Below are 26013 nucleotides of genomic sequence, written 5' to 3' on the forward strand. Positions count from 1 at the left end.
GCCCGCTCAGTTCCCCGCGCCCCCCGACAACGGCAGCGCCGGGTAGCTGCCCGTGGCGGTCGGTGCGTGCTCCGGCAGCCACAGCACCGCCACCGCGCCCTCCGCGCGGATGCCGTCGGGGGTGCCCGCGGGCCGTACGTTGCGGAACGTCAGCCGGGCGCCCAGGACTCGGGCCTGGCCCGCGGCGATGGTCAGGCCCAGCCCGTGGCCCGTACCGGCGCGGTCCTTGCTGCCGGTGCGGAAGCGGCTCGGTCCCTCGGCGAGCAGTTCCTCGGGGAAGCCGGGACCGTGGTCGCGGACCCGGATGACCCGGCCCTCGACGGTCACCTCGATCGGCGGCCTGCCGTGCCGGGCGGCGTTGGCGAGCAGGTTGAAGAGGACTCGCTCCAGGCGGCGCGGGTCGGTGGTGACCTCCGACTCGTGCACCACGCGCACCTCGACCTCCGGGTCCTTGGCGGCCACACGCCGGGCGACGAACTCGCCGAGCATGATGTCCTGCAGCTCCGCCCGCTCCGAGGCGCCGTCCAGGCGGGCCACCTCCAGGACGTCCTCGACGAGCGTGCGCATCGCCTTCGCCCGGTCCAGGACCAGTTCCGTGGGACGGCCGGGAGGCAGCAGTTCGGCGGCCGTGAGCAGGCCCGTCACGGGGGTGCGCAGCTCGTGCGCGATGTCGGCGGTGACCCGCCGCTCGGCCTCGAGACGCTGCTGCAGCGCGTCCGCCATGGCGTCCACCGCGCGCGCCAGATCGTCGGTCTCGTCCCGTACGACCCCGCCGATGGCCTCCCGCACCCGGACGTCGGTCTCGCCCCTGGCGACCTGGTTCGCGGCGGCGGCCGCCTTGCGCAGCCGCCCGGACAGCTGCCCGCCGATCAGCACACCGAGCGCGCTGCCGCCGAACACGACCGCGACGGAGCCGATGACCAGCGCCTGGTCGAGGTCCTTCATCACATCGGTGGAGCGGTCCGGCATATGGGTGTGCAGGGACAGCACATGTCCGTCCTTGGTCGGCATGGCCGCCCAGATGTCCGGCACTCCGCCCCGGTCGATGACGTCGCTGGCCTTGCGGCCGTCTGCGGCCTTCTCGCGCAGCGCGGCCGGCAGCTCGGGGTCGTCAATCTTGATGTTCGGGAAGTTCGGCCGCCGGTTCTGGTCGTAGTTGCGCTGCGCGAACTGGAGGCGCTGGTTGGCCAGGTCGCGTGCGTTGTCGAGCATCGAGACCCGGGCAGCGTTGTGCACCACCAGGCTCAGCGCGATCGCCACCAGCCCGGCCACCAGCGCGATCGCCGTGCTCAGCTTCCATCTCAGTCCGGTGTGCAGGCCTGCGCGCTCCATACGCCGGACCGGGTACCGAAGAATCCCCCGCATGCCGCCGCTCCGCTCAGGCCTTCAGCTTGTAGCCGAAGCCGCGGACGGTCTCGATCCGGTCCTGGCCGATCTTCTGGCGCAGCCGCTGCACATGCACGTCGACGACCCGGGTGTCCCCGCCCCAGCCGTAGTCCCAGACGCGCTCCAGCAGCTTGTCGCGGGAGAGTACGGTGCCCGGCGCGGAGGAGAACTCCAGCAGCAGCCGCATCTCGGTGGGGGTGAGCGCGACCGGCTGCCCCGCCCGGCGCACCTCCATGCCCTCGGTGTCGATCTCCAGGTCACCGAAGGTGAGCACCCCGCCGGTCATCGCGTCCGGGCCGGCCTCGGCCTGGGCGCTGCCGCTCGCGTGCCCGAAGCGGCGCAGCACGGCCCGGATCCGCGCGACCAGCACGGCGCCGTCGAACGGCTTGGTCACATAGTCGTCGGCGCCCGCCTCCAGGCCGAGGACGACGTCGATGGAGTCGGCGCGCGCCGACAGCATGATCACCGGCACGGTCGACTCGTCCCGGATACGACGGCACAGGCTGACCCCGTCCAGACCGGGGACCATCACGTCCAGCAGGGCGATGTCGGGGCGGTTCGCCCGGAATGCCTCCAGGCCCGACAGGCCGTCGGGCATGGCGGTGACCGCAAAGCCGTCCCGCTCGAGGGCGAGCTGGGTGGCCTCGCGGATGACGTCGTCGTCCTCGACGAACAGGACATGGGTCTGGTCTGCCATCCCGGTGCTCTCAGTCCTCGTGTGTGCGTGTGTGGGGGGTCAGTTGTCCGTCGGGGCCGCCGCGTCGCCGCCGGTTCTGCTGTAGTAGGTGTCGTGCCGGTACCGCTCGGTGAACCGGCCCGCCTTCCACCTGTACGTGATCACGGTTTCCCGGGACGGGTTCGACACCTGGTCGTCCGTGTCGTACACCTGCTTGGTCACGGTCAGGTCGGTGCCGTCGATCTCCGAGACGACCGGCGAGTCCTCCTCCTTGAACACATTCTTGTACGTGCCCCCGACGTCCCGGTACACGTAGGTGCCGACGCCCACCCAGTCACCGCACACCCACACGTTCACCAGGACGTCGTTGACGGATCCGCCGGTCAGGTCGCCGTAGGTGACCTCGACCGGGTAGCCGTCTCCGCTGCACGGCTTCAGTTCCCGCTTCACCGCCGGGGAGACCGCCGGGTCCTTCTTGAGCAGGGAGACCGCGTCCACTCGCCGGTAGCGGCTGGTCGGGTTCGGGCTGGGAGAGGCGACGGCTCCCGCGACCGCCGACGCGTGCGCGGGCCCCTCGTCCCGGGTGCCAGTGCCCCCGGTGCCGCAGGCGGCGACGAAAAGGGCGATGACGGCGAGCGCGGCCCCCACCGCGATCACCGCCTGTGAACTGCCTCGGACCCCGTCGGGTCCGGCCCCGGTCAGGCCGCGCAACGCTCCCGCTCCTCACGCTCCAGCGCGCGTGCGTCCAGATCGCGGGCCTCCAGCTCCTCACGGAGCCGGGCGAGCGCCCGGTGCAGCGTGCTCTTGACCGTACCGGCCGACATGCCGAGGGCCGCGGCCGTCTCCTCTGTGGACATCTGCTCCCAGTGTCGCAGTACTACAACACTGCGCTGCTTCGGTGCGAGCACTTTCATGACGTCCATCAGCAGGGCCCGGTCGGCGTGCTGCTCGGTGGAGTCGTCCACGGACGCGTCGGGCAGCTGCTCGGTCGGGACCTCCTCCAGCTTGCGCGCCCGCCACCACTCCGTACGAGTGTTGATCATGACCCGGCGCAGATAGGCGTCGGCGAGGCGCTTGTCGGCGATGCCCTCCCAGCGGCCGTACGTCCGCACCAGCGCCGTCTGCAGCAGGTCCTGGGCGTCGACCGGGTCCGGGACCAGCCGGCGTGCGCTGCGCAGCAGCGCGTCCTGCCTGGTGCGGACGTACTCCTCGAACTCGAGCACCTCGCCCTGCGCCATGATCAACCGCCTCCGCTCCCCGTTCACTTCGGCTCGTGCCTGAAGTCCTGCGTTCCCCGCGCCCGGTGGTCTGCCGGGCACGGAAAAGAAGTTAGGGAGTGGTTGTCACGGCGCTGTCCGAACCAGCCTGCGGCTAGCAATCGGCTATCCGTCAGTTGTGTAACAGCCATGGGGACGGGGTAAGGGGAGTGACTGTTATGTCCCTTTATGGGGGCCTTTGTCGGCCGGATCGGCCCGTAACAGAGGCCCGGCGGCCGTGACTTGGCTGTCCGTCAGCTCAGCGGCAGCCGATACAGACCGCCCGGCAGCGGCTCTACCAGACCGTCCGCGACGAGCCCGTCGAGCGCGCGGGCGCGCTGCACCGGCTCGTGCCACACCCGGTCCAAGGCCGCCTGCGGCACCGGCGCATGCGCCTCCCGCAGGACCGCCAGCAGCTTGCCGCGCACCTGCCGGTCCGTGCCGGCATACGTCTGCCCACGGCGCGGCGGCCCCTCGTGCTCCGGCTTCCCCGCCAGCCGCCAGGCGCACTGCGCGCGGATCGGGCAGCGCCCGCACTCCTCGTTCTTCGCCGTGCACACCAGCGCACCCAGCTCCATGGAAGCAGCGGCCCAGCGCGCCGCCGTCCGCTCGTCCTCGGGCAGCAGCTCACGGGCGAGCCTGCGCTCGGCGGCCGTGGTCGCGTTCGGCGGGTACTGCACCCCCGTCACCGCCCGCGCGAAGACCCGGCGCACATTCGTGTCCAGCACCGGATGCCGCTGCTCGTACGCGAACGAGGCCACCGCGGCGGCCGTGTACTCGCCGATGCCGGGCAGTGCCAGCAACTGCGCGTGGTCCGTCGGTACGTCCCCGCCGTGCCGTTCCGTTATGGCCAGCGCGGCGCCGTGCAGCCGCAGGGCCCGGCGCGGGTAGCCGAGCCGGCCCCAGGCGCGCACCGCCTCGCCCGGCGCCTCCTTCGCGAGGTCGGCGGGGCGCGGCCAGCGGGCGAGCCACTGCTCGTAGATGGGCAGCACCCGGTTGACCGGGGTCTGCTGGAGCATGAACTCGCTGACCATCACCCCCCACGGGCCCGCCTCCGGGCGGCGCCAGGGGAGGTCGCGGGCGTGGGCGTCGAACCAGGCGATCACGGGGGTGTGCAGCTTCTCAGTCATGGCCCTTCCGATCCTGCCACGGCTCGGCACGCATGACGGGTGACGGCGCGGTCACTCAACGTGGCGAAGGGTGAAGAAGCCTGGGTGTGACGGCAGTTGCCGGGATGATGATCCGGAAAAGTTGGCGTTCGCGCGGCGGGTGGGGCAGGCGAGGACGGCGTTCTCTCGTACAGTTTGCGCCGTGGGATCTCTGCGCAATCCGGTCGGGCCGCTTCCCTCCTCCATCTACTGGCGAAGGAGGGTCGTACTGCTGTCGCTGATCGCCCTGTTGGCGCTGCTGATCACGTGGATCGTCACCGCCGGCGGCGGGGGCGGCAAGAAGAACGCCAGCGGGTCTGACGGCAAGAATCCCGCGCCCACCATCACGCCGGGGCCGTCCTCGTCCGGGCCCGCGATCAGCCAACACCCGGGCGGGCGCGACGACTCGGGCGGCAACTCCGGTGGGAGCGATTCCGGCTCCGGCGGCGGCAGCGGCTCCGGCACCGGCACCGGCTCCGCCGGCTTGCCCGGGTCCGGTGACGGCTCGGCCGGTGGCTCGGGTTCGGGCTCCGGTGGCGGCAGCGTCGGTACGGGTGACACGCTCCCGGCGTCCTCCACGCTGCCCAACTGCGCCTCCTCCGCCGTGACGTTGAGCTTGCGGAGCCTGCACAACTCCTACTCGCCGGACCAGACGCCGACCTTCGGACTCACCGCGAAGAACCGTTCGTCCGTCGACTGCAAGGTCGATCTCGGGCCGAAGAACGCTGTGTTGACCATCACGTCGGCGGACGGAAGCGACGCGTTCTGGTCGTCGGCGGACTGTCCCCAGGGCGCGGGGAGCCTGGTGTTCCGGGTGCCGGCGGGGCAGAGCATCACGTACACCGTGAAGTGGGACCGGAAGCCGAGCGCGCCCCAGTGTGCGACTCCCTCCGCGGGCTCGGCGAAGGCGGGCACATATCTGCTGGAGGCGAAGGCGCCCGGGTTCGGGAAGGTGCAGGCGTCCTTCGTGCTGTCGGCCGACTGAGCCGGGCCTCAGCGGGCTCTCCAAGACGGCCGGCAAAGGGGACACCCCCGGCCTCGTCGAGGCCGGGGGTGTCCCGAACTGTGGTTCAGCTCCAGCGCTGGACCGGGTAGCCCTCGTCGGCTGCGGTTCGTATCTCCCCGGTGGTCAACGCCTCGAGGACGCGCCCGGTGGCCTTGTTCTTCAGCCGCCAGCCGGAGGAGTCGTGGCTCTCGTACCACCTCTGGTAGTCGCCACCGTTGCAGTTGAGAAGGTACACGTCACCGTTGCTGTTGCTGTCGAGGCACTTCCCGGTCATGTGGTGCTGCATGACGTAGGCGCCGTCGGACTGCTTGAACTCGTCCCACCACAGGGGCGGGCTCTGGGAGGGGTCTGCGTTGATCGTACGGACCCGGTTGTTGAGGTACGTCAGGTACTTGCCGTTGTAGTTGTTCCTCCAGGTCACGCGGTTGCCGGCGGCGAACGCCTGCCCCGTGCCCGCAAGGGTCAGTGCCGGGGCGAGGACTGCCGCGGCGACGAACGTGCCTATGAGGCGCTTCTTCATACGAGTTCCCCCTACACAGTTCGAATTGAGAATCGAACATTTTGGTCGGGGCTACGCTATCCCGGCGTGATCGCCGCGGGCAAGGTGATTTGGATCAACTGGGTGAAGTCACACAGGAGTTGGGGCGCAGGACCCGAACTCAGACGTACCGCTCCAGAATGGAGGACTCGGCCAGGCGCGACAGGCCTTCCCGCACGCTCCTCGCCCGGGCCTCGCCCACGCCGTCCACGGTCTGCAGGTCGTCCACACTCGCGGCGAGCAGCTTCTGCAGGCCGCCGAAGTGCTCCACCAGCCGGTCGATGATCGCGCCCGGCAGCCGCGGAACCTTGGCCAGCAGCCGGAAGCCCCGCGGGGAGACCGCCGAGTCGAGGGTCTCCGGCGAGCCCGTGTAGCCCAGCGCCCGCGCCACCGTGCCCAGTTCCAGAAGCTCCGCGTGGGTCAGCGCGTCCAGCTCGGCCAGCGCCTCCTCGACCGTGCGGGAGCGCTTGGCCGTCGGCTCGGGGACATAGTCCCGGACGACCAGCTCACGGTCGGGCTCGACCCCGGCGATCAACTCCTCCAGCTGGAGCGCGAGAAGACGCCCGTCCGTGCCCAGTTCGACCACATACTCGGCGATTTCGGTGGCAATGCGCCGGACCATCTCCAGGCGCTGCGCGACGGCGGACACGTCCCGCACCGTCACCAGGTCCTCGATCTCCAGCGCCGAGAGCGTGCCGGCCACCTCGTCCAGCCGCAGCTTGTACCGCTCCAGCGTGGCCAGCGCCTGGTTCGCGCGGGACAGGATCGCCGCCGAGTCCTCCAGGACGCGCCGCTGACCGTCGACGTAGAGGGCGATCAGGCGCATGGACTGGGAGACGGAGACCACGGGGAAGCCGACCTGCTTGCTGACCCGGTCCGCCGTACGGTGCCGGGTGCCCGTCTCCTCCGTGGGGATGGTCGGGTCCGGCACCAGCTGCACGCCCGCGCGCAGGATCTTCGACAGGTCCGACGACAGCACGATGCCGCCGTCCAGCTTGCACAGCTCCCGCAGCCGGGTGGCGGTGAACTCCACGTCCAGCACGAATCCGCCCGTGCACATCGCCTCGACCGTCTTGTCCGAGCCGAGGACGATCAGCCCGCCGGTGTTGCCGCGCAGCACGCGCTCCAGGCCGTCACGCAGGGCCGTACCAGGAGCCACGGCGCTCAGCGAGGCGCGCATCAGGCCATCGGAACCGGCACTCCCACCGATTTTTCCGGGAGCTGCTGCCCGGTCGTTGGCTGCCACTGCACTCCTCCGGTCGCAGGTTCTGACGCGCCCCCGTGACCCGCACTCGGTTCGTACGGACGGGCGAGACCAGGGCAAAGTCTACCGGCGGTCCTCAGCCTCCCGTGGGGCCTCTCGGCGACGGGAGCGCGGCAGCACCCGCAGGGCGTCCCCCACGTCGGCGACTTCCAGGACCTTCATGCCGGGCGGCACCTTGCCCGGATCGGTCGGCACGAGTGCGTGTGTGAACCCCAGCCGGTGCGCCTCGGAGAGTCTGCGCTGCACGCCCGTGACCCGTCTCACCTCGCCCGCGAGGCCCACCTCGCCGATCGCGACCAGGTTCTTCGGCAGCGGGGTGTCGCTGGCGGCGGAGGCCAGCGCGAGGGCGATGGCCAGGTCGGCGGCCGGCTCCGACAGCTTCACCCCGCCGACCGTCGCGGAATAGATGTCCCGCTTGCCGAGCGCGCTGATCCGGCCGCGCTGCTCCAGGACGGCCAGCATCATCGACACGCGGGATGTCTCCAGGCCCGAGGTCGTACGCCGCGGGGAGGGGATCTGGGAGTCGACGGTCAGCGCCTGCACCTCGGCCACCAGCGGGCGGCGGCCCTCCAGGGTGACGGTCAGACAGGTGCCGGGGACCGGTTCGTCGCGACGGGTCAGGAAGAGTCCGCTTGGGTCGGCAAGGCCCGTGATGCCCTCGTCGTGCAGCTCGAAGCAGCCGACCTCGTCCGTGGCGCCGTAGCGGTTCTTCACACCGCGCACCAGGCGCAGGCGCGCGTGCCGGTCGCCCTCGAAGTGCAGGACGACGTCCACCAGGTGTTCCAGGAGACGGGGGCCCGCGATCGCCCCGTCCTTCGTGACGTGGCCCACGAGGAGCGTGGACATCCCGCGCTCCTTGGAGGCGCGGATGAGCGCGCCCGCGACCTCCCGCACCTGGGCCATGCCGCCGGGCGCGCCCTCGATCTCCGGGGAGGCGACCGTCTGCACCGAGTCGAGGATCAGCAGGGAGGGCTTGACCTCGTCCAAGTGGCCGAGGACGGCGGACAGATCGGTTTCGGCGGCCAGATACAGCTCGTCATGGAGGGCGCCGATGCGGTCCGCGCGCAGCCGCACCTGGCTCGCCGACTCCTCGCCGGTCACGTACAGGGTGCGGTGTTCGGCGCTCGCGGACTTGGCGGCCACGTCCAGCAGTAGCGTGGACTTGCCGACGCCGGGCTCGCCGGCGAGCAGCACGACCGCGCCGGGCACCAGGCCGCCGCCGAGCACCCGGTCCAGCTCGGGCACGCCGGTGGTGCGGGCGATGGCCTGCCGCCCGTCGACCTGCCCGATGGGCAGCGCGGAGGTGGTGACGCGGCCCGGTGTCGTCGTGCGGACCGCGGGCGCGCCGTACTCCTCGACCGTGCCCCACGCCTGGCACTCGGGGCAGCGGCCGAGCCACTTGGCCGTCTGCCAGCCGCACTCGGTGCAGCGGTAGGACGGGCGGTCCTTGGTGGTCTTGGTACGGGCAGCCATGCGGAAACCGTAGCCCGCGGCACTGACAACGGGACCCCGGGCCGTGTGTGGGTGAACCGGTATCGGCCACCACCCGTCGGGTTCACGCCACGGAGCAAAGGGTTCCCGTCCCCTTATGAGGGATCGTTTCACCCGTACGAATTAAAACTGCTCAAGGTTCGAGAACGTGCACTCCAGCGCCGCCTACGGTCGCACAGGTGATGAGCAGCAGTCCGGAGACGACCATCCGCACCACCGGCGCGCACCGGTCGCGCGGCGAGGCGCGTGCAGCACGAGAGGCGCGGGAGGGGCGCGCAGCGGGAGAGGCGGGCGAGGTCCGCGAGGTGCGCGACCGCGCCGCCGCGCGCACCCTCGCCCAGCGGCCGTCGGCGCGCTACGAACCGTACCTGGACGGGCTGTTCACCTACTGTCTGTCGGTGCTGTGCGACCACGACGCTGCCACCGCCGCCCTCGGCGACGTCCTCGCCCTGGCCGAGCGGCGCGGACACCGCGCCCCGGAGGCCGCCGACCGCAGGGCCTGGCTGTACGCGCTGGCCCGCTGGGCGTGCCTGCGCAAGCTGGCCGAAGCCAAGCAGAAACGTCAGGCCACGCATGCGGCGGGCCGCCCCGGGACCGGGAACCAGGTGCCCGATCCGCCGGTCGCCCCGGAGGTGCAGGAACAGCGGCGCCGCGAACTGGGGCTGCTGGCCTGGCCGGAGGCGGCCGGTACGACCCCCGAGCAGCGCGAGGCCCTGGAGCTGGCCGTCCGCCACCACCTGGCCGCGCACGAGGTCGCCGCCGTCCTCGGCAGGGAACCGACGGCCGCACGCGAACTGCTCGCCTCCGCCGCCTGCGAGGTCGAGCGCACCCGTGCGGCCCTCGCCGTCGTCGAGACCGGCGGCTGTCCGAGCGTGGCCCATCTCACGGGGGACAGCGGGCTGGTCCTGAGCACGGCGCTCCGCCGCGAACTGGTCCGCCACGTCGACGACTGTCCGCGCTGCCGCCGCACCGCCGAGCGCGCCGTCCCCGGCCACTGGCCCGGCGCCACGGTCACCCCGGCCGAGCTGCCCGTTCTGGAGGCCCCCCGAGCGGCCCTCCACATGGCCCTGGCGCACCATCCACGCGCGCGTGGCGCGGCGGCACCCCGCTTCGACCGGCGCGGCTTCCCCGTGGACCCCAAGGACCGCGCGGCCCGCCGCGACCGGCTACGCGCGCGTGCGGTGACGACGACGGTCGTCGCCACGGTGGTGGCCGCGCCCGTCCTGGCCCTGTGGGCCGCCTACCGGGGCGCGCCGACGGCGGACGGGGACGGCCCCTCCGCCACCGCGAGCGAGACCCAGGGCCCCGAGGCCCTCGGCAGCGACACGGCCGGCGGCTACGAGAACGCCGGGAACGCGAGCGTGAAGCCCGGCGCCCGCGTCGGCAAGGACGACGTCTCCGTGGAGGTCGTCAGCGTGACCGGAGTGGGCAAGAACGGCGCGGGGCACCTCGCGGTCAGCGCCGCGAACGACGGGGACACCACCCTGATCACCCTCACCGCGTCCGGCTCCGCCCCGGTCCGCTGGTCCGCGTCCACGACGGTGCCCTGGCTGTACCTGAGCAAGTCCACGGGAACCCTGCATCCCGGCGACACGTTGACGATCAAGGTGTACGTCGACCACCTCCGCGAGCCTTCCGGCCACTGGCACGCGCAGGTGGCGATCTCCCCGGCCGGTGCGGTGGTCACCATCGACGGCTACGGCACGGCCCCCACCCACCACCCCAGCCCGCCACCAACCTCCTCCGATCCCACTCCAATCCCGTCAACCCCAACCCCCACCGACCCCCCATCCAGCCCACCGCCCCCTCCAACCGACCCCCCGTCCACCCCCACCGATCCCACCTCACCACCCGACTCCCCGACCCCGACACCAACTCCGACCGGCAGCGATACGCCTGGTCCCGCTGGGAGCTAGGGGTGGGCTTGGGGTGGATCTGCGCCGAGACCGTCCGGGACCTCGGGGCGGGCCTAGGGACTCAGGGGCGAGCGGATGTGGCCGGGCGTGGGCTGAAAGGCGGGGCTGCTCCGGGGCCCGGACGCTCTGTTTCCCGGTGTGGGGTGAGCGGCGCGGGTCACGTGGCGTTCGACCCGGGCGGCAGGGACGGGTGAGGGGACGCGTTCGCCCATGACCCGGCGAGCGTCACAGCGGCCCCGGCGCGACCGTTCCGTTGGTGCCCGCCCAGCCGAGCGAGGCGGTTGGACGGGTGGGAAGGGATCGGCTTGGTGGAGTTACCGGGCCGGGTCGGCCGGGTGGGGGGCCACCAGGGGCAGCTGGGAGGCCAGGCGCTGTTCGCAGAGTTCGGCCAGGCGGTCGTAGCCGGCCTTGCCCATCAGTTCGGTCAGTTCGGCCCGGTAGGAGACGTAGACCGGCTCGCCCGCGCCGTGTGCGGAGGTCGCCGAGGTGCACCACCAGTGCAGGTCGTGGCCGCCCGGACCCCAGCCCCGGCGGTCGTACTCGCCGATGGAGATCTGCAGGACCCGGGTGTCGTCGGGGCGGTCGATCCAGTCGTACGTCCGCCGGATCGGCAGCTGCCAGCACACGTCCGGCTTGGTCTCCAGCGGCTCCCGGCCCTCCCGCAGTGCGAGGATGTGCAGCGAGCAGCCCGCGCCGCCCGCGAAGCCGGGCCGGTTCTGGAAGATGCAGGAGCCCTGGTAGGGGCGGGTCTGGCGGGAGCCCTCCTCGTCCTTGGAGACCCAGCCGTTCCGCGTGCCCTCGTCGTGGTGCTGCCAGATCTCCGGCGTGAGCCGTGCCACATGCTCGGCGACCCGCTTCTCGTCGTCCTCGTCCGAGAAGTGCGCGCCCAGCGAGCAGCACCCGTCGTCCGCGCGGCCCGCCTGGATGCCCTGGCAGCCGCTGCCGAAGATGCAGTTCCAGCGAGAGGTCAGCCATGTCAGATCACAGCGGAAGACCTGCTCGTCGTCCGCGGGATCAGGAAACTCCACCCAGGCGCGCGCGAAGTCGAGCCCCTTCTCGTCGCTCACTTGCGGGGCCTGCCTGCCCTGCTTCGACTTCTTGGTCACGGACGACGCCTTCGCCTGTGCTGAATCCTTCGATTCCGTGGAGGATTTGTGGTCCTTCGCCTTTTTCGTCTTTGGCACATGTCCAGGGTAAGTGGCCGAGGACCGCTCCGGGGACCGTCGACGGGCGATCTGGCAGTAGCGTTCCGTATATGAGACTCGGTGTCCTGGACGTGGGTTCGAACACGGTGCATCTGCTGGTGGTGGACGCCCACCCCGGCGCGCGCCCGCTGCCCGCGCATTCGCACAAGGCCGAACTTCGGCTCGCCCAACTGCTCGACGAGAGCGGTGCCATCGACAACGACGGCATCCACAAGCTGGCCGCAGTCGTCCAGGACGCCCTCCAGGCCGCCGAGGACAAGGGTGTCGAGGACCTGCTGCCCTTCGCGACCTCCGCCGTCCGCGAGGCCACCAACGCCGACGACGTCCTCGCGCGCGTGGAGCAGGAGACGGGCGTACGACTCCAGGTCCTCACCGGCCCGGAGGAGGCCCGCCTGACCTTCCTCGCGGTCCGCCGCTGGTTCGGCTGGTCCGCCGGAAAGCTGCTCGTCCTGGACATCGGCGGCGGCTCCCTGGAGATCGCCTACGGCATAGACGAGGAGCCGGACACCGCCGTCTCCCTGCCGCTCGGCGCCGGCCGGCTCACCGCGGGCTGGCTGCCCGGCGACCCGCCCGCCCCCGAGGCCGTACGCGGCCTGCGCCGCCACGTCCGTACCGAGATCGCCCGCACGGTCGGCGAATTCAGCCGCTTCGGGGCCCCCGACCACGTGGTCGCCACGTCCAAGACCTTCAAGCAGCTCGCCCGGATCGCCGGCGCCGCCCGCAGCGCCGAGGGCCTCTACGTCCAGCGCGAACTCAAGCGCGAGTCCCTGGAGGCCTGGGTGCCGCGCCTGGCCGGCATGACGGTGGAGCAGCGCGCCGAGCTTCCCGGCGTCTCCGACGGCCGGGCCGGCCAGCTCCTGGCGGGGGCCCTGGTGGCGGAGGCCGCGATGGACCTGTTCGGGGTGGAGAACCTGGAGATCTGCCCCTGGGCTCTGCGCGAGGGCGTGATCCTGCGGCGGCTTGATCACATGGGGTCCGATTAGGCGGTCAGCGTCCCGAAGGGGCGCGGGGCCGTATCGATACGTGGCCGCGCCGCGTGGGCGCGAGCAACCGCGACGGCGCCGCACCCGCCCGAATGGCAATGCTCACAACAGCGAACGGGCACCCCGCACCAGCACCACCGCACACCGTATGGTGACGGACGTGGCTGAACCAACGGACGTGCGTATCGCGCTGTCGACGGCCTCCGTATACCCGGAGTCCACCTCGACGGCCTTCGAGATCGCCGCACGCCTCGGCTACGACGGTGTCGAGATCATGGTGTGGACCGACCCGGTCAGCCAGGACATCGAGGCGCTGCGCCGCCTGTCGGACTACCACGGCGTCCCGGTCCTGGCCGTCCACGCCCCGTGCCTGCTGATCACCCAGCGGGTCTGGTCGACGGACCCCTGGGTCAAGCTGCAGCGGGCCCGGGCGGCCGCCGAGAAGCTGGGCGCCTCCACCGTCGTCGTCCACCCGCCCTTCCGCTGGCAGCGGCAGTACGCGCGCGACTTTGTCGACGGGGTCTGGCGGATGGCGAACGAGACGGACGTACGGTTCGCCGTCGAGAACATGTACCCGTGGCGTTACCGCGACCGCGAGATGCTGGCCTACGCCCCGGACTGGGACGTCACCCAGCACGACTACCGGCACTTCACGATCGATCTCAGCCACACGGCGACGGCCCGTGCGGACGCCCTGCAGATGATCGACCGCATGGGCGACCGCCTCGGCCACGTCCACCTCGCCGACGGCCGGGGCTCGGCCAAGGACGAGCACCTGGTGCCCGGCCGCGGCACCCAGCCCTGCGCCGAGCTGCTGGAGCACCTGGCCCTCTCCGGGTTCGACGGCCATGTCGTCATCGAGGTCAACACCCGGCGGGCGATGTCCAGCGCCGAACGCGAGGCCGACCTCGCCGAGGCCCTGGCCTTCACCCGCAAGCACCTGGCGTCGGCGGTACAGGTGCGCCGGCCATGAACGACAACGCGCAGCCCACCCGCAGAAGGGGCAGACCCCCGCGCACGGAGTCCGCCGACACCCGTGACCGCATCCTCTCCGCGGCCCGCGAGGAGTTCTCCGAGCGTGGGTACGAGAAGACGTCCGTGCGCGGTATCGCCAAGGCGGCCGGCGTCGACTCCGCGCTGGTCCACCACTACTTCGGCACCAAGGAGCAGGTCTTCGAGGCGGCGATCGCGGTGGCCTTCGCGCCCGCGCTGAACGCCCCCGAGGCGCTGGCCGCCGGTCCCGTGGAAGCGGTGGGGGAACGGCTGACCCGTTTCGTCTTCGGCGTCTGGGAGAACCCCACCACCCGTTCACCGGTCCTGGCGATCGTCCGGTCCGCCGTGAACAACGAGACCGCCGCCGCCGTCTTCCGCCGGCTCATCGCCTCCCAGCTGCTGCGCCGCGTCGCCGCCCAGGTGGACCTGCCGGACGCCGAACTGCGCGCCGAGCTGGCCGCCGCCCAGCTGGTGGGTACGGCGATGATGCGGTACGTCGTCAAGCTGGAGCCGCTGGCCTCCGCCGACCTGGAGCAGATCATCGCGCGCGTCGCACCGGTCGTACAGCACCACCTGACCAGCGCCTGAGCCGCGCACCGGGGTCCTGCGTCAGCGAGATACCCGTCCCGCATTCCGGACAACCGCGTCCAGCGTTTGGAGCACCGGCGTACGCTCGGAGACAGTCAGAACTCTCCGGACTCCTCGCCGGAGGGTCTTTGAAGGTCACTGAAGGAGCGAGCGACGATGCCCGAGCTGAGGTCCCGCACAGTCACCCACGGCCGCAACATGGCGGGCGCCCGCGCCCTTATGCGCGCCTCCGGTGTACCCGGTGCGGACATCGGCCGAAAGCCGATCATCGCCGTCGCGAACTCCTTCACCGAGTTCGTGCCGGGCCACACCCATCTGCAGCCGGTCGGCCGGATCGTCAGCGAGGCGATCAGGGAGGCGGGCGGCATCCCGCGCGAGTTCAACACGATCGCCGTGGACGACGGCATCGCCATGGGCCACGGCGGCATGCTGTACTCCCTCCCCTCCCGCGACCTGATCGCGGACTCGGTGGAGTACATGGTCGAGGCCCACTGCGCCGACGCCCTGGTCTGCATCTCCAACTGCGACAAGATCACCCCGGGCATGCTGATGGCGGCCCTGCGCCTGAACATCCCGACGGTCTTCGTCTCCGGCGGCCCGATGGAGTCCGGCCGCGCCACCCTGGTCGACGGCACGGTCCGCACGCTCGACCTGGTCGACGCGATCTCCGACGCCGTCAACGACAAGATCTCCGACGAGGACATCCTCCGTATCGAGGAGAACGCCTGCCCCACCTGCGGCAGCTGTTCCGGCATGTTCACCGCCAACTCGATGAACTGCCTGACCGAGGCGATCGGCCTGTCCCTCCCCGGCAACGGCTCGGTCCTCGCCACCCACACCGCGCGCAAGCAGCTCTACGTCGACGCCGCCCGCACGGTGATGGACATCACCCGCCGCTACTACGAGCAGGACGACGACTCGGTCCTCCCGCTCAACATCGCGACCTTCCAGGCCTTCGAGAACGCCATGGCCCTGGACATCGCCATGGGCGGTTCCACCAACACGATCCTGCACCTGCTGGCCGCCGCCCAGGAGGCCGGCGTCCCCTTCGGCCTGGAGCAGATCGACGCCGTCTCCCGCCGCGTGCCGTGCCTGGCGAAGGTGGCGCCCAACGTGGCGAAGAACCGCACGTACTACATGGAGGACGTGCACCGCGCCGGCGGCATCCCGGCACTGCTGGGCGAACTGCACCGCGCGGGCCTCCTCAACGAGGACGTCCACGCCGTGCACAGCCCGTCCCTCTCCGACTGGCTGAAGACCTGGGACGTCCGCGGCGGCTCGCCCTCGCAGGAGGCGGTGGAGCTGTGGCACGCGGCCCCGGGCTGCGTCCGCTCCGCGGAGGCCTTCTCCCAGTCCGAGCGCTGGGAGGCGCTGGACGAGGACGCGGAGTCCGGCTGCATCCGCTCGGTCGAGCACGCCTACTCCAAGGACGGCGGCCTCGCGGTCCTCAGGGGCAACCTCGCCGTCGACGGCTGCGTGGTGAAGACGGCCGGCGTGGACGAGTCGATCTGGACCTTCGAGGGCCCTGCGGTCGTCTGCGAGTCCCAGGAGGAGGCCGTCCAGCGCATCCTGACCCACGAGGTCAAGGACGGAGACGTGGTCGTCATCCGCTACGAGGGCCCCAAGGGCGGCCCCGGCATGCAGGAGATGCTCTACCCGACCTCGTACCTGAAGGGCCGCGGCCTGGGCAAGACCTGCGCCCTGATCACCGACGGCCGCTTCTCCGGCGGCACCTCCGGCCTCTCCATCGGCCACGCCTCCCCCGAGGCCGCCTCCGGCGGCACCATCGCCCTCGTCCAGGACGGCGACCGCATCCGCATCGACATCCCCAACCGCACGATCGAGCTCCTGGTCGACGAGGCCGAACTCGCCCGCCGCGAGCAGTCCCTGAACGGCGCGTACGCCCCGAAGAACCGTGACCGCAAGGTCTCGGCGGCACTGCGGGCCTACGCCGCGATGGCGACCAGCGCCGACAAGGGTGCTGTGCGGGATGTGAGCAAGCTGGGCTGAGCAGCCATCTGAGAGGGGCCGACTCCCGTGCGGGGGCGGCCCCTCCGGCGTCTCACCAAGCCGACGGGTCACGCCCGTCGAGGGCGAAGACGGTGCCGTCGGGGGCGGTGGCGTAGACGTGGGCGCCGACCATCACGGGATCCGGCGGCGTGCCGGTGACCTGTGCCGAATGCAGGCCGAGGCGGGCCCGGGTCTGCCCGACGAGGGTGCCGTGGTGCGCGTCGATGGCGAGCAGCCGCCCATCGGCAGCGGTGACGTACACATGCCGGCCGTCCGTGACGGGTGCCGAGCCGCGACTCATCGAAGTCTCCAGGTGCCACAGCTGTGCCCGCGTCTCCACATCCACGGCGTAGAGGGAACCACCGCCGGCCAGTACGTAGGCCACCTCGCCCCGCACCGTGGCGTGCGCACCGTCGAGCGCGACCGGCAACTGCACCCTGCGCGTCGACCGGCTGCCGGGGCTGTAGCGGACGACCTCCTTGGCGCCGTAGAGGTCGTCGACGGCGAGGAAGAAAACCGAGCCACTCCGGGCGCCGAAGGGCTTGAGCCAGCCCTTGAGGCGGGCGTCCCACCGCACATCACCCGTACGCGGGTCCAAGGCCGTCACGTGCGTACTCGATCCGCCGGTGGAAGCCGTTGCCGCGTACGCCAGCGGGTCGCCCGAGAACGTGTCCAAGGTCGGTACACCGCCGCTGGGGATCCGGTGCCGCCACAAGCCACGGCCCGTCGCGCCGTCCACCCCCGTGACCACGCCGTCGGCACCGATCAGCAGAGTCGTTCCGCCGGCGTGGCGGACGGTCGTGCCCGCGGACAGGGGACGCTTCCACACCTCCCTGCCCGATGCGGGATCCAGCGCCACGAGACGTGAGCCGCCCTCCGCGTCCGGCTGCACGAGCCCCGCTGAGACGGCCGGCGGTCTGGTGGTGGGGGAGGAGGTTGCCGAGTGCCGCCACAGGAGCCGCCCGTCGCCCGGGGAGAGCGCGAACACCACCCCCGGCTGCGTGCAGAACAGCCGTCCGGTGCCGTACGAACACCGCGTCGTACCCGAGGCCCCGGGCACCGGCTTGGCCTCCCAGGCGCTGAAAGCGGCCGACTTGGTGCGCGGCCCGGCGCCCTCGTGCGTGGCGCCGTCCTTGGCACCGAGTAACTGGACGCAAGAGAGAGCCCCGACCAGAGCCAGCCCGACCCCCAGCGCTCCGGCACCGAGGAGCAGCCGCTTCGCCGAGCGCTTACCGGGCCGTCGGCCGTCCTCCTTGTGACGTGCCCCGGCCTCCGGAAGATCCTTACTCGCCCGCTGAGCCGGTATGAACGCCTGCGTGTCGTACGAGGCCGCAACCGAACGCAGCTCCCGCATCAGCTCATCGGCCGTCGGCCGCTCCTCCGGCTGCTTGGCGAGACACCGCAGCACCAACGGCACCAGGCTCTCCGGTACCCCGGCCAGATCGGGTTCGTCGTGCACCACCTGGTAGGCGACGACATACGGGCTGTCGGAGTCGAACGGCCCCCGTCCGGTCGCCGCGTGCACCAGTACGGACCCGAGCGCGAAGATGTCCGCCGCCGGGCCCACCTCCCGCGGCCGCCGGAACTGCTCGGGTGCCATGAACGGCGGTGTCCCGATCAACTTCCCGGTCTCTGTCCGCAGTTCGCTGTCCTTGGGGCGGGAGATGCCGAAGTCGATGACCTTCGGTCCGTCCTCGGCGAGCAGCACATTGCTCGGCTTGAGATCCCGGTGCACGACCCCCACCCGATGGATGTCGCGCAGCGCCTCGGCCAGCCCGGCCATGAGCCGCCGCAACTGCGCCGGATCCATGGGCCCGTTCCGCTTCACCTGGTCGGAAAGAGTGGGCCCCGGAATGAACAGCGTGGCCATCCAGGGCCGTTCGGCCTCCGGGTCGGCGTCCACGACGGGCGCGGTGAACGCGCCGCTCACCCTGCGCGCGGCAGACACCTCCTGCCGGAACCGCCCCCTGAACTCGCGATCCTGAGCGAACTCGGCATGGATGATCTTCACCGCGAGTTTCTTCCCCGAGGTGCTCCGGGCGAGGTGCACGACCCCCATGCCGCCGGACCCCAGACACGACTCCAGGCGGTAGTGACCGGCGTACTCGGGACGTTCCGCTTCTGCGCCCGCTCCGGTGCTGCGCTGTGGCGCCATGGACTACCCCCGTGCTGTTCCTCCGCGCGCGCGACGCACGGAGCCTAGTCGATGACTCGTACGAGACCGATGCGGCTTGCTAGCCTCCGCGTGCGAGTCGCGCACAGGTGTCTCGCGGCTCGATTCAAGGGAATCGACGGGGCCCGTGTTGGTCATGGGTTCAAGGGGGGATGTTTTCCATGTCTGTTGAGCGCGTCGAAGATGCCGGGAGTGCCGACGCGGGTGAGTCCGCAGTGGCCGCCGTGACGACCGAGACGGTGCGCCACTACGCGGTTGCCCCGGGCGTTCGCCTCAACGTCCGTAGCGGCCCCGGGACCAACTACGGCATCGTCCGCGTCCTCCCCGAGGGCGTGAAGGTCCCGATCTACTGCCAGACACCCGGCACGACCGTGACGGGTCCATACGGCACCTCGAACATCTGGGACAACATCGACAACGGCGAGTTCGTGTCGGACGCCTACGTCCAGACCGGCAGCGACGGCTACATCGCCCCCCGCTGCGGCTGACCACTCCAAGACAGGACAGAAATGACTTCCATCAAGCGCGGAGCCGTCGTCCTGGCCGCCGCCGCAGGGGCCTTCCTCACCGTGGTGAACTCACCGGCCTCGGCGGCCGCCCTGGACCTCCGCTACTACTCCGTCGCCCCGGGCCTCCGCCTGAACGTCCGCAGTGGTCCCGGCACCAGCTACAACATCGTTCGCCTCCTGCCCGAGGGAGCGAAGGTCCCGATCTTCTGCCAGACCCCGGGCACGACCGTGACGGGCACGTACGGCACGACGAACATCTGGGACAACATCGACAACGGCGAGTTCGTGTCGGACGCCTACGTCCAGACCGGCAGCGACGGCTACATCGCCCCGCGCTGCGGCTGACCCCACCGGGAGCCCGCCCCCGCCCGGCGCCATAATCGTTCCGTGAGCGACGAAACCGGCACCCTGGACACCCCGGCGGGCTCCTCGGGCGCGGCCCCGGCTGGCGGCCCCCACCCCGAGCCCCTCCGCTTCTTCGGCACCACGTGGGTGAACCACGACAACGGCTACGCGGCCCGCCGCGCCGGCGTCGCCGTCGGCTCCCTCGCCGTCGCCGTCGCCTCCTGCCTGGTTCTCCGCTTCGCCTACGAGGGCATCCGGATCGCCGACACCGGCTCCTTCGTCACCGTGCTGATCATCGTCATGTTCGCGATCTGCAGCGCGCTCGCCTTCCGCAACACCTGGGACGGCTTCGGCAAGCGCCACGACCCACAGCGCCAGGCCTCCCTGCGCGGCCTGCTCGCCATCGGCTTTGTCGGCTCCCTCCTCGCCTACTTCTTCCGCTCCTTCACCGAGGCCCCGGGCGAGAAGCTGCACCGCGAGGAGTACGAGAAGGCCCGCGAGGACTACGAACGCCGCACCTTCCGCCGCACCGGCAACCCGTCCAAGAAGAAACGGCGCCGGTGACACCTGCTCCCGCCGATCAGTAATACCGGCTCATGATCGCCGTGGCCCACTCCGGCTGACGGGTCGCGCCCTGCGGCCCGAACTCCGCCATGTACGGCTTGATGTCCAGCACCGGAGTCCCGTCCACCGCGTCCAGCCCCTCGACGTGCACCTCAAGACCGTCGACCCGCAGCACACGGCAGCGCGAGACGCCGATCCGGTTGGGCCGGTTCTTGCCGCGCTGGGCGAAGATCCCGACCTTCGGCCAGTCGGCGTTGCCGCGCGGATGCCGGGCCCCGGTCTCGATCTTCTCCTCGGGCACCCGGTCGAAGTGGTAGACGACCTCCAGGTGGGAGAAGTCCTCCAGCCCGGCCAAGGCCTCCGCGGAGAACCGTGCACCGTCGATCCGGATCACGGCACGGACCTCACCCCACTCGTCGTCGCGCACCTCCGCCCGCCCACCGACGACCCACCCCACCGGCCGCACCACCACACCCCTGACTTCCCCGGCCACTTCCCCGACTTCCTCACCCGGCCCAGCCACGTCGGCCCCTTCCCCTGACTCGCAAGCACCACAAGCAACTCGCCCCACGCTATCCGCGAGCGGCGGTCACCAGGCCCCGTCACCCTCCAACCCCGTCCCGACCCCTCGCGCCCGCCCCTGAAAACCCGCTGCCGTCACCTCCGATCACCCTCACCATGGCCGTATGACCGTGACGCAACCGCCCTCTCCGCCCTCGCCCACGACCCGCGCGCACGCCTTCAACTCCGCCGCCGCCCAGTACGCCGCGAACCGCCCCTCCTACCCGCCCGCCCTCTTCGACGCCGTCGAGGAACTGGCCGGCCGGTCGCTGTCCGGCGCCAGGGTCGTGGATGTCGGCGCCGGTACCGGTATCGCGACCGCCCTCCTGCAGGCCCGCGGCGCCGACGTGCTCGCCGTCGAACCGGGTGAGGGCATGGCCGCCGAGTTCCGCCGCGGGCTGCCGCGTCTCCCGATCGTCCGCGGCAACGGCAACGCCCTCCCCGTCGCCGACGGGTACGCCGACTTCGTCACCTACGCCCAGGCCTGGCACTGGACCGACACCGCCCGCTCGGTGCCGGAGGCGCTGCGGGTGCTGCGGCCGGGCGGTGCGCTGGCGCTGTGGTGGAACGGCGATGCCCTGGATGTGGAGTGGATCGCCGAGGCGGCGCTCCGGATCGGCCGCTTCTTCGGTGTGGACATCGCCGCCGAGAAGCGGAACGGCAGCCGCACGGAACTGGCCGATCCCAGCGGCCGCCTGCGTTTCAGTCGGCGGGAGGTCCGCTGGAGCCGCCGCGTCACGATCGACACCCACCTCGCGAACATCGGCAGCCACTCGGCGTTCCTCCTCACGCCCGAGGACCGCAGGACCGCCTTCCTGGAAGAGGAGCGCGCCCATCTGCTGAAGGCCTTCCCGGACGGCATGGTCGAGGAGACCTACGACGTGCTTCTGCTCGTCGCCACCAAGCCCTGATCAGCGAAGAAGCATCAGCCAACAAGCATCAGCGAACAAGCGTCAGCAGCATCAGCGAAGAAGCCTCGCCCGGAGCGGCGGTCGGGTTCGTCCCGGCCGCCGCTTCCGTCTGTGTGCCCGGCCTCCGGTTCCGCACGTGTGCCCGGCCGCCCCTTGACGCGCAGGCCCGCCAGCAAGAGTATTCATCGCATGATGAATTATGTGCCGGAGCCACCACCCCAGCCCTCCGTACCAGCCGTCGAAGCCCACGACCTGACCGCCGTCCGCGGCCCCCACACCGTCCTCCACCACCTCGACTTCTCGGTCCCCCGCGGCCAGGTCACCGGCCTGCTCGGTCCTTCCGGCTGCGGCAAGTCGACCCTCATGCGCTCGATCGTGGGCACCCAGGCCAAGGTCACCGGCACTCTTCAGGTCCTCGGCCACCCGGCCGGCCACCCCGCCCTGCGTTCGCGCATCGGCTATGTCACCCAGGACCCCTCCGTCTACGACGACCTGACCGTCCGGCAGAACCTGGAGTACTTCGCCGCGATCCTCGACCCCGGCCGCGCAGCCGCCGAACGCCGCCACGAGCACGTCACCCGGGCCATCACCGACGTCGACCTCACCAGCCACGCCGACGCCCTCGCCGGCAACCTCTCCGGCGGTCAGCGCAACCGGGTCTCACTGGCCGTGGCCCTGCTCGGCGCCCCCGAACTCCTCGTCCTGGACGAACCCACCGTCGGCCTCGACCCCGTCCTGCGCCGCGACCTGTGGCACCTCTTCCACGACATCGCCGCCACCCGCGGCGCCACCCTCCTCGTCTCCTCCCACGTCATGGACGAGGCCGAGCGCTGCCACCGCCTCCTCCTCATGCGCGAGGGCGAGATCCTCGCGGACGACTCCCCGGACGCCCTGCGCACCCGCACCGGCAGCGACACCGTCGAGGCCGCCTTCCTCCACCTCGTCGACGAGGCAGCTGCGGCAGCCCGACCCAAGGAGAGCACTCGATGAGCACGACGACCACCACGAACACCAGCAGCATCGCGACCGTTCCGGCCCCGACCGGTGTCATCAACGCCGGCCGCACCACCGCCACCGCCGCCCGGGTCCTGCGCCAGCTCCGCCACGACCCGCGCACCATCGCGCTGATGATCCTCGTCCCGTGCCTGATGCTGATCCTGCTGCGCTACGTCTTCGACGCCAGCCCCCGCACCTTCGACAACATCGGCGCATCCCTGCTCGGTATCTTCCCGCTGATCACGATGTTCCTGGTCACCTCCATCGCCACCCTGCGCGAACGCACCTCCGGCACCCTCGAACGCCTCCTCGCCATGCCCCTCGGCAAGGCCGACCTCATCGCCGGCTACGCCCTCGCCTTCGGCACGATCGCCATCGTCCAGTCCACCCTCGCCACCGGGCTCGCCCTGTGGGCGCTCGGGCTCGACATCACCGGCTCACCCTGGCTGCTGCTCCTCGTCGCCCTCCTCGACGCCCTGCTCGGCACAGCCCTCGGACTCTTCGTCTCGGCCTTCGCCGCCTCGGAGTTCCAGGCGGTCCAGTTCATGCCCGCGGTGATCTTCCCCCAGCTCCTCCTCTGCGGCCTGTTCACTCCCCGGTCCGACATGCAGCCCGTCCTCACGGGGATCTCCGACGTCCTGCCCATGTCGTACGCCGTCGACGGCATGAACCAGGTCCTGCACCACACCGACATGACCGCGACCTTCGTCCGCGACGTCCTGATCGTGGCCGGCTGCGCACTGCTGGTCCTGGTCCTGGGCGCGGCCACCCTCCGGCGCCGCACGGCCTGACTGCCCTTCGCCGATCCAACGGCCCGGACGGCCGCCTCTCTGCCCGTGTTCCGCCTGCCGGACAAGCACCCGCACCCTCACGGCCCGGTGCGAGGATGACCCCATGAGCCAGAAAGTCGCAGTCCTCGGCACCGGCAAGATCGGCGAAGCCCTGCTCAGCGGAATGATCCGGGCCGGCTGGGCCCCCGCCGACCTCCTCGTCACCGCCCGCCGCCCGGAACGCGCCGAAGAACTCCGCACCCGCTACGGAGTCAGCCCGGTCACCAACACCGAGGCCGCCAAGACCGCCGACACCCTCATCCTCACGGTCAAGCCGCAGGACATGGGCACCCTCCTGGACGAGCTCGCCCCGCACGTCCCCGCCGACCGCCTCGTCATCAGTGGCGCCGCCGGTATCCCCACCTCCTTCTTCGAGGAGCGCCTGGCCGCAGGCACCCCGGTCGTCCGTGTCATGACCAACACCCCCGCCCTCGTCGACGAGGCCATGTCGGTCATCTCCGCCGGCAGCCACGCCACCGAGCAGCACCTCGCGCACGCCGAGGAGATCTTCGGTGCCGTCGGCAAGACACTCCGCGTCCCCGAGACCCAGCAGGACGCCTGCACCGCCCTGTCCGGCTCCGGCCCGGCGTACTTCTTCTACCTGGTCGAGGCCATGACCGACGCCGGCATCCTGCTCGGCCTGCCCCGCGACAAGGCCCACGACCTCATCGTCCAGTCCGCCATCGGCGCCGCCGTGATGCTCCGCGACAGCGGCGAACACCCCGTCAAGCTCCGCGAGAACGTCACCTCCCCGGCCGGCACGACGATCAACGCCATCCGCGAACTGGAGAACCACGGCGTACGAGCCGCCCTCATCGCCGCCCTCGAAGCCGCCCGCGACCGCAGCCGCGAGCTCGCCTCCGGTAAGAAGGACTGACCCGGCGCCGGGGGGAGGGGCGGGCGACGGCTCACCGTCAGCCGCCTCACCCCCGCCCCCTCCCGCACGAGACACAAAAGCCCGCCGAGCAAGCACGGGCACGGGCTAACGCCCGGCCCGAACAGCTCTAGCGCCCGGCCCCGCTCAACGCCGTCTCAAACAGCGGCGGCAACAACCCGATCGCCCGGTACGCCGCATCGACGGTCGGCCGGGCCATCGCCCTCGCCTTCTCCGCACCATCCCGCAGCACCCCCTCCACATAGGCGGGATCCGCGCACAGCTCCCTGTGCCTGGCCTGCACGGGCCTGAGGACCTCCAGCACCGCCTCCGCGGTGTCCTTCTTCAAGGCGCCGTACGAGTCATATACACCGGCCAAGTCCTCCGGGTTCCCACCCGTGCACGCCGCGAGGATCTCCAGCAGATTCGCGACCCCCGGCCGCCCCTCCCGGTCGTACTCCACACCCCGGCCGCTGTCGGTGACGGCCCGCATGACCTTCTTGCGCACGTCGTCCGGCTCGTCCAGCAGATAGACGACCCCCAGTCCCCAGTCGTCCGACTTCCCCATCTTCGAGGCCGGGTTCTGCAGGTTCATCACCCGTGCCGCGACCGCCGGCCGCGTCGCCTTCGGCACCACGAACGTGTGCCCGTACCGCTGGTTGAACCGCACCGCCAGATCCCGCGCCAGCTCGACGTGCTGCACCTGGTCGTCCCCGACCGGCACCTCCTCCGCGCCGTACCCCAGGATGTCCGCCGCCATCAGCACCGGATACGTCAGCAGCGAGAGCCGCACGCTCGCACCGCGCTCCTGCTGCCGCGCGACCTTCTCCTTGTACTGGATCATCCGACGCATCTCACCATCGGTCGCCACGCACTCCAGCAGATACGACAGCCTCGTGTGCTCGTCGACATGGCTCTGCAGGAACACGGTGCACACCTCGGGATCGAGCCCGGCCGCCAGCATCAACGTCGCCGTCTGCCGACTGAGTCTGCGCAATCGCGCCGGATCCTGGTCCACCGTGAGCGCGTGCAGATCCACGACGCAGAACACCGAGTCCGCCTGGTGCTGGTCCGTCTCCACCCAGCGCCGCAGGGCTCCCAGGTAGTTGCCCAGCGTCAGGTGCCCGGTCGGCTGAATCCCGCTGAAGACCCGCTTCATCTCCACTCCACCTCCTGGTCGGGACCGCCGCTCCTGCGGCCGGCCCCCGGAGTCCGGAGGAGATACGCGAACGGCCGCCGAAGCGGCGGCCGTTGGATGCATACGTGAGTGCGGCCGCCGTCAGGCGGCCCACCAAAACTGTGTACACGTACGCGTCGTCATGCGGACCAGAGTACGCCGCCGGAGTGCAGCTGGGGCAAGAGTTGACACACGCCACGCCGATCCGTAGTGTTCTCCGAGTTGTCCGACGTGAGCGCCGACCCCGGTCGGTCCCCGGACAGCCACTCCGTAAGAACCAACCAGCAATCGACGCTCCGGCGCCGAGTGTTTTGGCGTGCGTATTTGCGGAATGAGGAATCCGCGTTCGAAAGGACGCAGCCCCCGATTAGCTCGGGAGCACGGAATCCGCTAAAGTCTCACTCGTCGGAACGGCCCAACGGCCGGGAAGACAAACCCCCTGACTGGGAGTCAGACGCCGAAAGGATCTGATAGAGTCGGAACCGCCGGAAAGGGAAGCCGCGAGAAAACGCGGGGAACCTGGAAAGCACCGAGGAAATCGGGTCGAGAAAAGATCTGATAGAGTCGGAAACACCGAAGGGAAGCGCCCGGAGGAAAGCCCGAGAGGGTGAGT

Annotated in this window: 25 protein-coding genes; 13 read left to right on the plus strand and 12 right to left on the minus strand. The window is 71.0% G+C overall.

Going from position 1 to position 26013, the window contains the following annotated elements; translation table 11 throughout:
• Window positions 1-6: 6 nt before the first annotated feature.
• From cseC to AB0M27_RS20935, 5 genes are all read right to left on the minus strand, one after another.
• The gene (gene cseC, locus AB0M27_RS20915; RefSeq protein WP_365723344.1) at window positions 7-1365 is read right to left on the minus strand and encodes a two-component system sensor histidine kinase CseC; all 1359 of its coding nucleotides are present in this window, start codon (window positions 1363-1365) and stop codon (window positions 7-9) included.
• A gap of 13 nt (window positions 1366-1378) precedes the next feature.
• Window positions 1379-2083, minus strand: coding sequence for a two-component system response regulator CseB (gene cseB / locus AB0M27_RS20920; RefSeq protein ID WP_365723345.1), 705 nt, complete (start codon window positions 2081-2083; stop codon window positions 1379-1381).
• Between the two features lie 39 nt (window positions 2084-2122).
• Window positions 2123-2773, minus strand: coding sequence for a hypothetical protein (locus AB0M27_RS20925; RefSeq protein ID WP_365723346.1), 651 nt, complete (start codon window positions 2771-2773; stop codon window positions 2123-2125).
• Entirely contained in the window at window positions 2761-3300 is a 540-nt protein-coding gene (locus AB0M27_RS20930) for a SigE family RNA polymerase sigma factor (protein WP_030751823.1), read from the minus strand. Before AB0M27_RS20930 ends, AB0M27_RS20925 begins: the two co-directional genes overlap by 13 nt.
• A gap of 272 nt (window positions 3301-3572) precedes the next feature.
• Entirely contained in the window at window positions 3573-4448 is an 876-nt protein-coding gene (locus AB0M27_RS20935) for an A/G-specific adenine glycosylase (RefSeq protein WP_365723347.1), read from the minus strand.
• A 181-nt stretch (window positions 4449-4629) separates the two neighbouring features.
• On the opposite strand from AB0M27_RS20935, the gene AB0M27_RS20940 reads away from it, so the two are divergent.
• Window positions 4630-5451 carry a hypothetical protein gene (locus tag AB0M27_RS20940; protein WP_365723348.1) on the plus strand — a complete coding sequence of 274 codons (822 nt, stop codon included), beginning with the start codon at window positions 4630-4632 and terminating at the stop codon, window positions 5449-5451.
• Window positions 5452-5536: 85 nt separating this feature from the next.
• Here AB0M27_RS20940 and AB0M27_RS20945 read toward each other — a convergent pair whose 3' ends face one another.
• The 3 genes from AB0M27_RS20945 to radA form a co-directional block, all read right to left on the minus strand.
• On the minus strand, window positions 5537-5992 hold the full coding sequence (locus AB0M27_RS20945; protein ID WP_365723349.1) for an RICIN domain-containing protein: 456 nt from the start codon (window positions 5990-5992) through the stop codon (window positions 5537-5539).
• Between the two features lie 139 nt (window positions 5993-6131).
• Window positions 6132-7256, minus strand: coding sequence for a DNA integrity scanning diadenylate cyclase DisA (gene disA / locus AB0M27_RS20950; RefSeq protein WP_365723350.1), 1125 nt, complete (start codon window positions 7254-7256; stop codon window positions 6132-6134).
• Window positions 7257-7337: 81 nt separating this feature from the next.
• Window positions 7338-8747: a DNA repair protein RadA gene (radA, locus tag AB0M27_RS20955; protein ID WP_365723351.1), complete on the minus strand. Its 1410-nt coding sequence runs from the start codon at window positions 8745-8747 to the stop codon at window positions 7338-7340.
• Between the two features lie 197 nt (window positions 8748-8944).
• Here radA and AB0M27_RS20960 point away from each other — a divergent pair, with 197 nt between their 5' ends.
• Window positions 8945-10681, plus strand: coding sequence for a hypothetical protein (locus tag AB0M27_RS20960; RefSeq protein WP_365723352.1), 1737 nt, complete (start codon window positions 8945-8947; stop codon window positions 10679-10681).
• 314 nt (window positions 10682-10995) lie between these two features.
• On the opposite strand, the gene AB0M27_RS20965 is transcribed toward AB0M27_RS20960, so the two are convergent.
• Entirely contained in the window at window positions 10996-11865 is an 870-nt protein-coding gene (locus tag AB0M27_RS20965) for a hypothetical protein (protein ID WP_365723353.1), read from the minus strand.
• Window positions 11866-11936: 71 nt separating this feature from the next.
• On the opposite strand from AB0M27_RS20965, the gene AB0M27_RS20970 reads away from it, so the two are divergent.
• The 4 genes from AB0M27_RS20970 to ilvD all read left to right on the plus strand — a co-directional run bounded on the left by AB0M27_RS20970 (window position 11937) and on the right by ilvD (window position 16460).
• Entirely contained in the window at window positions 11937-12869 is a 933-nt protein-coding gene (locus AB0M27_RS20970; RefSeq protein ID WP_365723354.1) for a Ppx/GppA phosphatase family protein, read from the plus strand.
• Between the two features lie 148 nt (window positions 12870-13017).
• Complete coding sequence (locus AB0M27_RS20975) at window positions 13018-13842, plus strand: sugar phosphate isomerase/epimerase (RefSeq protein WP_365723355.1); 825 nt, start codon at window positions 13018-13020, stop codon at window positions 13840-13842.
• A complete protein-coding gene (locus AB0M27_RS20980) occupies window positions 13839-14450 on the plus strand; it encodes a TetR family transcriptional regulator (RefSeq protein ID WP_365723356.1) in 612 nt (203 codons plus the stop codon). The genes AB0M27_RS20975 and AB0M27_RS20980 overlap by 4 nt, the downstream gene beginning before the upstream one ends.
• 156 nt (window positions 14451-14606) lie before the next feature.
• Window positions 14607-16460 (plus strand): dihydroxy-acid dehydratase, encoded by a 1854-nt coding sequence (gene ilvD, locus AB0M27_RS20985; RefSeq protein ID WP_365723357.1) that lies wholly within the window; start codon window positions 14607-14609, stop codon window positions 16458-16460.
• Window positions 16461-16512: 52 nt separating this feature from the next.
• Here the strand turns inward: ilvD and AB0M27_RS20990 are convergent, their stop codons facing one another.
• The gene (locus tag AB0M27_RS20990) at window positions 16513-18615 is read right to left on the minus strand and encodes a serine/threonine-protein kinase (RefSeq protein WP_365723358.1); all 2103 of its coding nucleotides are present in this window, start codon (window positions 18613-18615) and stop codon (window positions 16513-16515) included.
• A 179-nt stretch (window positions 18616-18794) separates the two neighbouring features.
• On the opposite strand from AB0M27_RS20990, the gene AB0M27_RS20995 reads away from it, so the two are divergent.
• The 3 genes from AB0M27_RS20995 to AB0M27_RS21005 are packed head-to-tail and all read left to right on the plus strand — an operon-like array spanning window position 18795 to window position 20051.
• The gene (locus AB0M27_RS20995) at window positions 18795-19121 is read left to right on the plus strand and encodes an SH3 domain-containing protein (RefSeq protein WP_365723359.1); all 327 of its coding nucleotides are present in this window, start codon (window positions 18795-18797) and stop codon (window positions 19119-19121) included.
• Window positions 19122-19142: 21 nt separating this feature from the next.
• The gene (locus AB0M27_RS21000; protein ID WP_365723360.1) at window positions 19143-19487 is read left to right on the plus strand and encodes an SH3 domain-containing protein; all 345 of its coding nucleotides are present in this window, start codon (window positions 19143-19145) and stop codon (window positions 19485-19487) included.
• 42 nt (window positions 19488-19529) lie between these two features.
• A complete protein-coding gene (locus tag AB0M27_RS21005) occupies window positions 19530-20051 on the plus strand; it encodes an EamA/RhaT family transporter (protein WP_365723361.1) in 522 nt (173 codons plus the stop codon).
• Window positions 20052-20067: 16 nt separating this feature from the next.
• On the opposite strand, the gene AB0M27_RS21010 is transcribed toward AB0M27_RS21005, so the two are convergent.
• Window positions 20068-20544, minus strand: a complete 477-nt coding sequence (locus AB0M27_RS21010) for an SAM-dependent methyltransferase (RefSeq protein ID WP_365723362.1) — start codon at window positions 20542-20544, stop codon at window positions 20068-20070.
• A gap of 193 nt (window positions 20545-20737) precedes the next feature.
• Here AB0M27_RS21010 and AB0M27_RS21015 point away from each other — a divergent pair, with 193 nt between their 5' ends.
• The 4 genes from AB0M27_RS21015 to proC all read left to right on the plus strand — a co-directional run bounded on the left by AB0M27_RS21015 (window position 20738) and on the right by proC (window position 24226).
• Window positions 20738-21523, plus strand: coding sequence for a class I SAM-dependent methyltransferase (locus tag AB0M27_RS21015; RefSeq protein ID WP_365723363.1), 786 nt, complete (start codon window positions 20738-20740; stop codon window positions 21521-21523).
• A gap of 189 nt (window positions 21524-21712) precedes the next feature.
• Window positions 21713-22513, plus strand: a complete 801-nt coding sequence (locus AB0M27_RS21020; protein WP_365723364.1) for an ABC transporter ATP-binding protein — start codon at window positions 21713-21715, stop codon at window positions 22511-22513.
• Window positions 22510-23310, plus strand: coding sequence for an ABC transporter permease (locus AB0M27_RS21025; protein WP_365723365.1), 801 nt, complete (start codon window positions 22510-22512; stop codon window positions 23308-23310). The genes AB0M27_RS21020 and AB0M27_RS21025 overlap by 4 nt, the downstream gene beginning before the upstream one ends.
• 103 nt (window positions 23311-23413) lie before the next feature.
• Window positions 23414-24226 carry a pyrroline-5-carboxylate reductase gene (proC, locus tag AB0M27_RS21030; protein ID WP_365723366.1) on the plus strand — a complete coding sequence of 271 codons (813 nt, stop codon included), beginning with the start codon at window positions 23414-23416 and terminating at the stop codon, window positions 24224-24226.
• 127 nt (window positions 24227-24353) lie between these two features.
• Here the strand turns inward: proC and trpS are convergent, their stop codons facing one another.
• Entirely contained in the window at window positions 24354-25382 is a 1029-nt protein-coding gene (gene trpS, locus AB0M27_RS21035; RefSeq protein WP_365723367.1) for a tryptophan--tRNA ligase, read from the minus strand.
• Between the last annotated feature and the right edge of the window lie 631 nt (window positions 25383-26013).

This window comes from Streptomyces sp. NPDC052107, from assembly GCF_040680215.1.
Classification (GTDB): domain Bacteria; phylum Actinomycetota; class Actinomycetes; order Streptomycetales; family Streptomycetaceae; genus Streptomyces.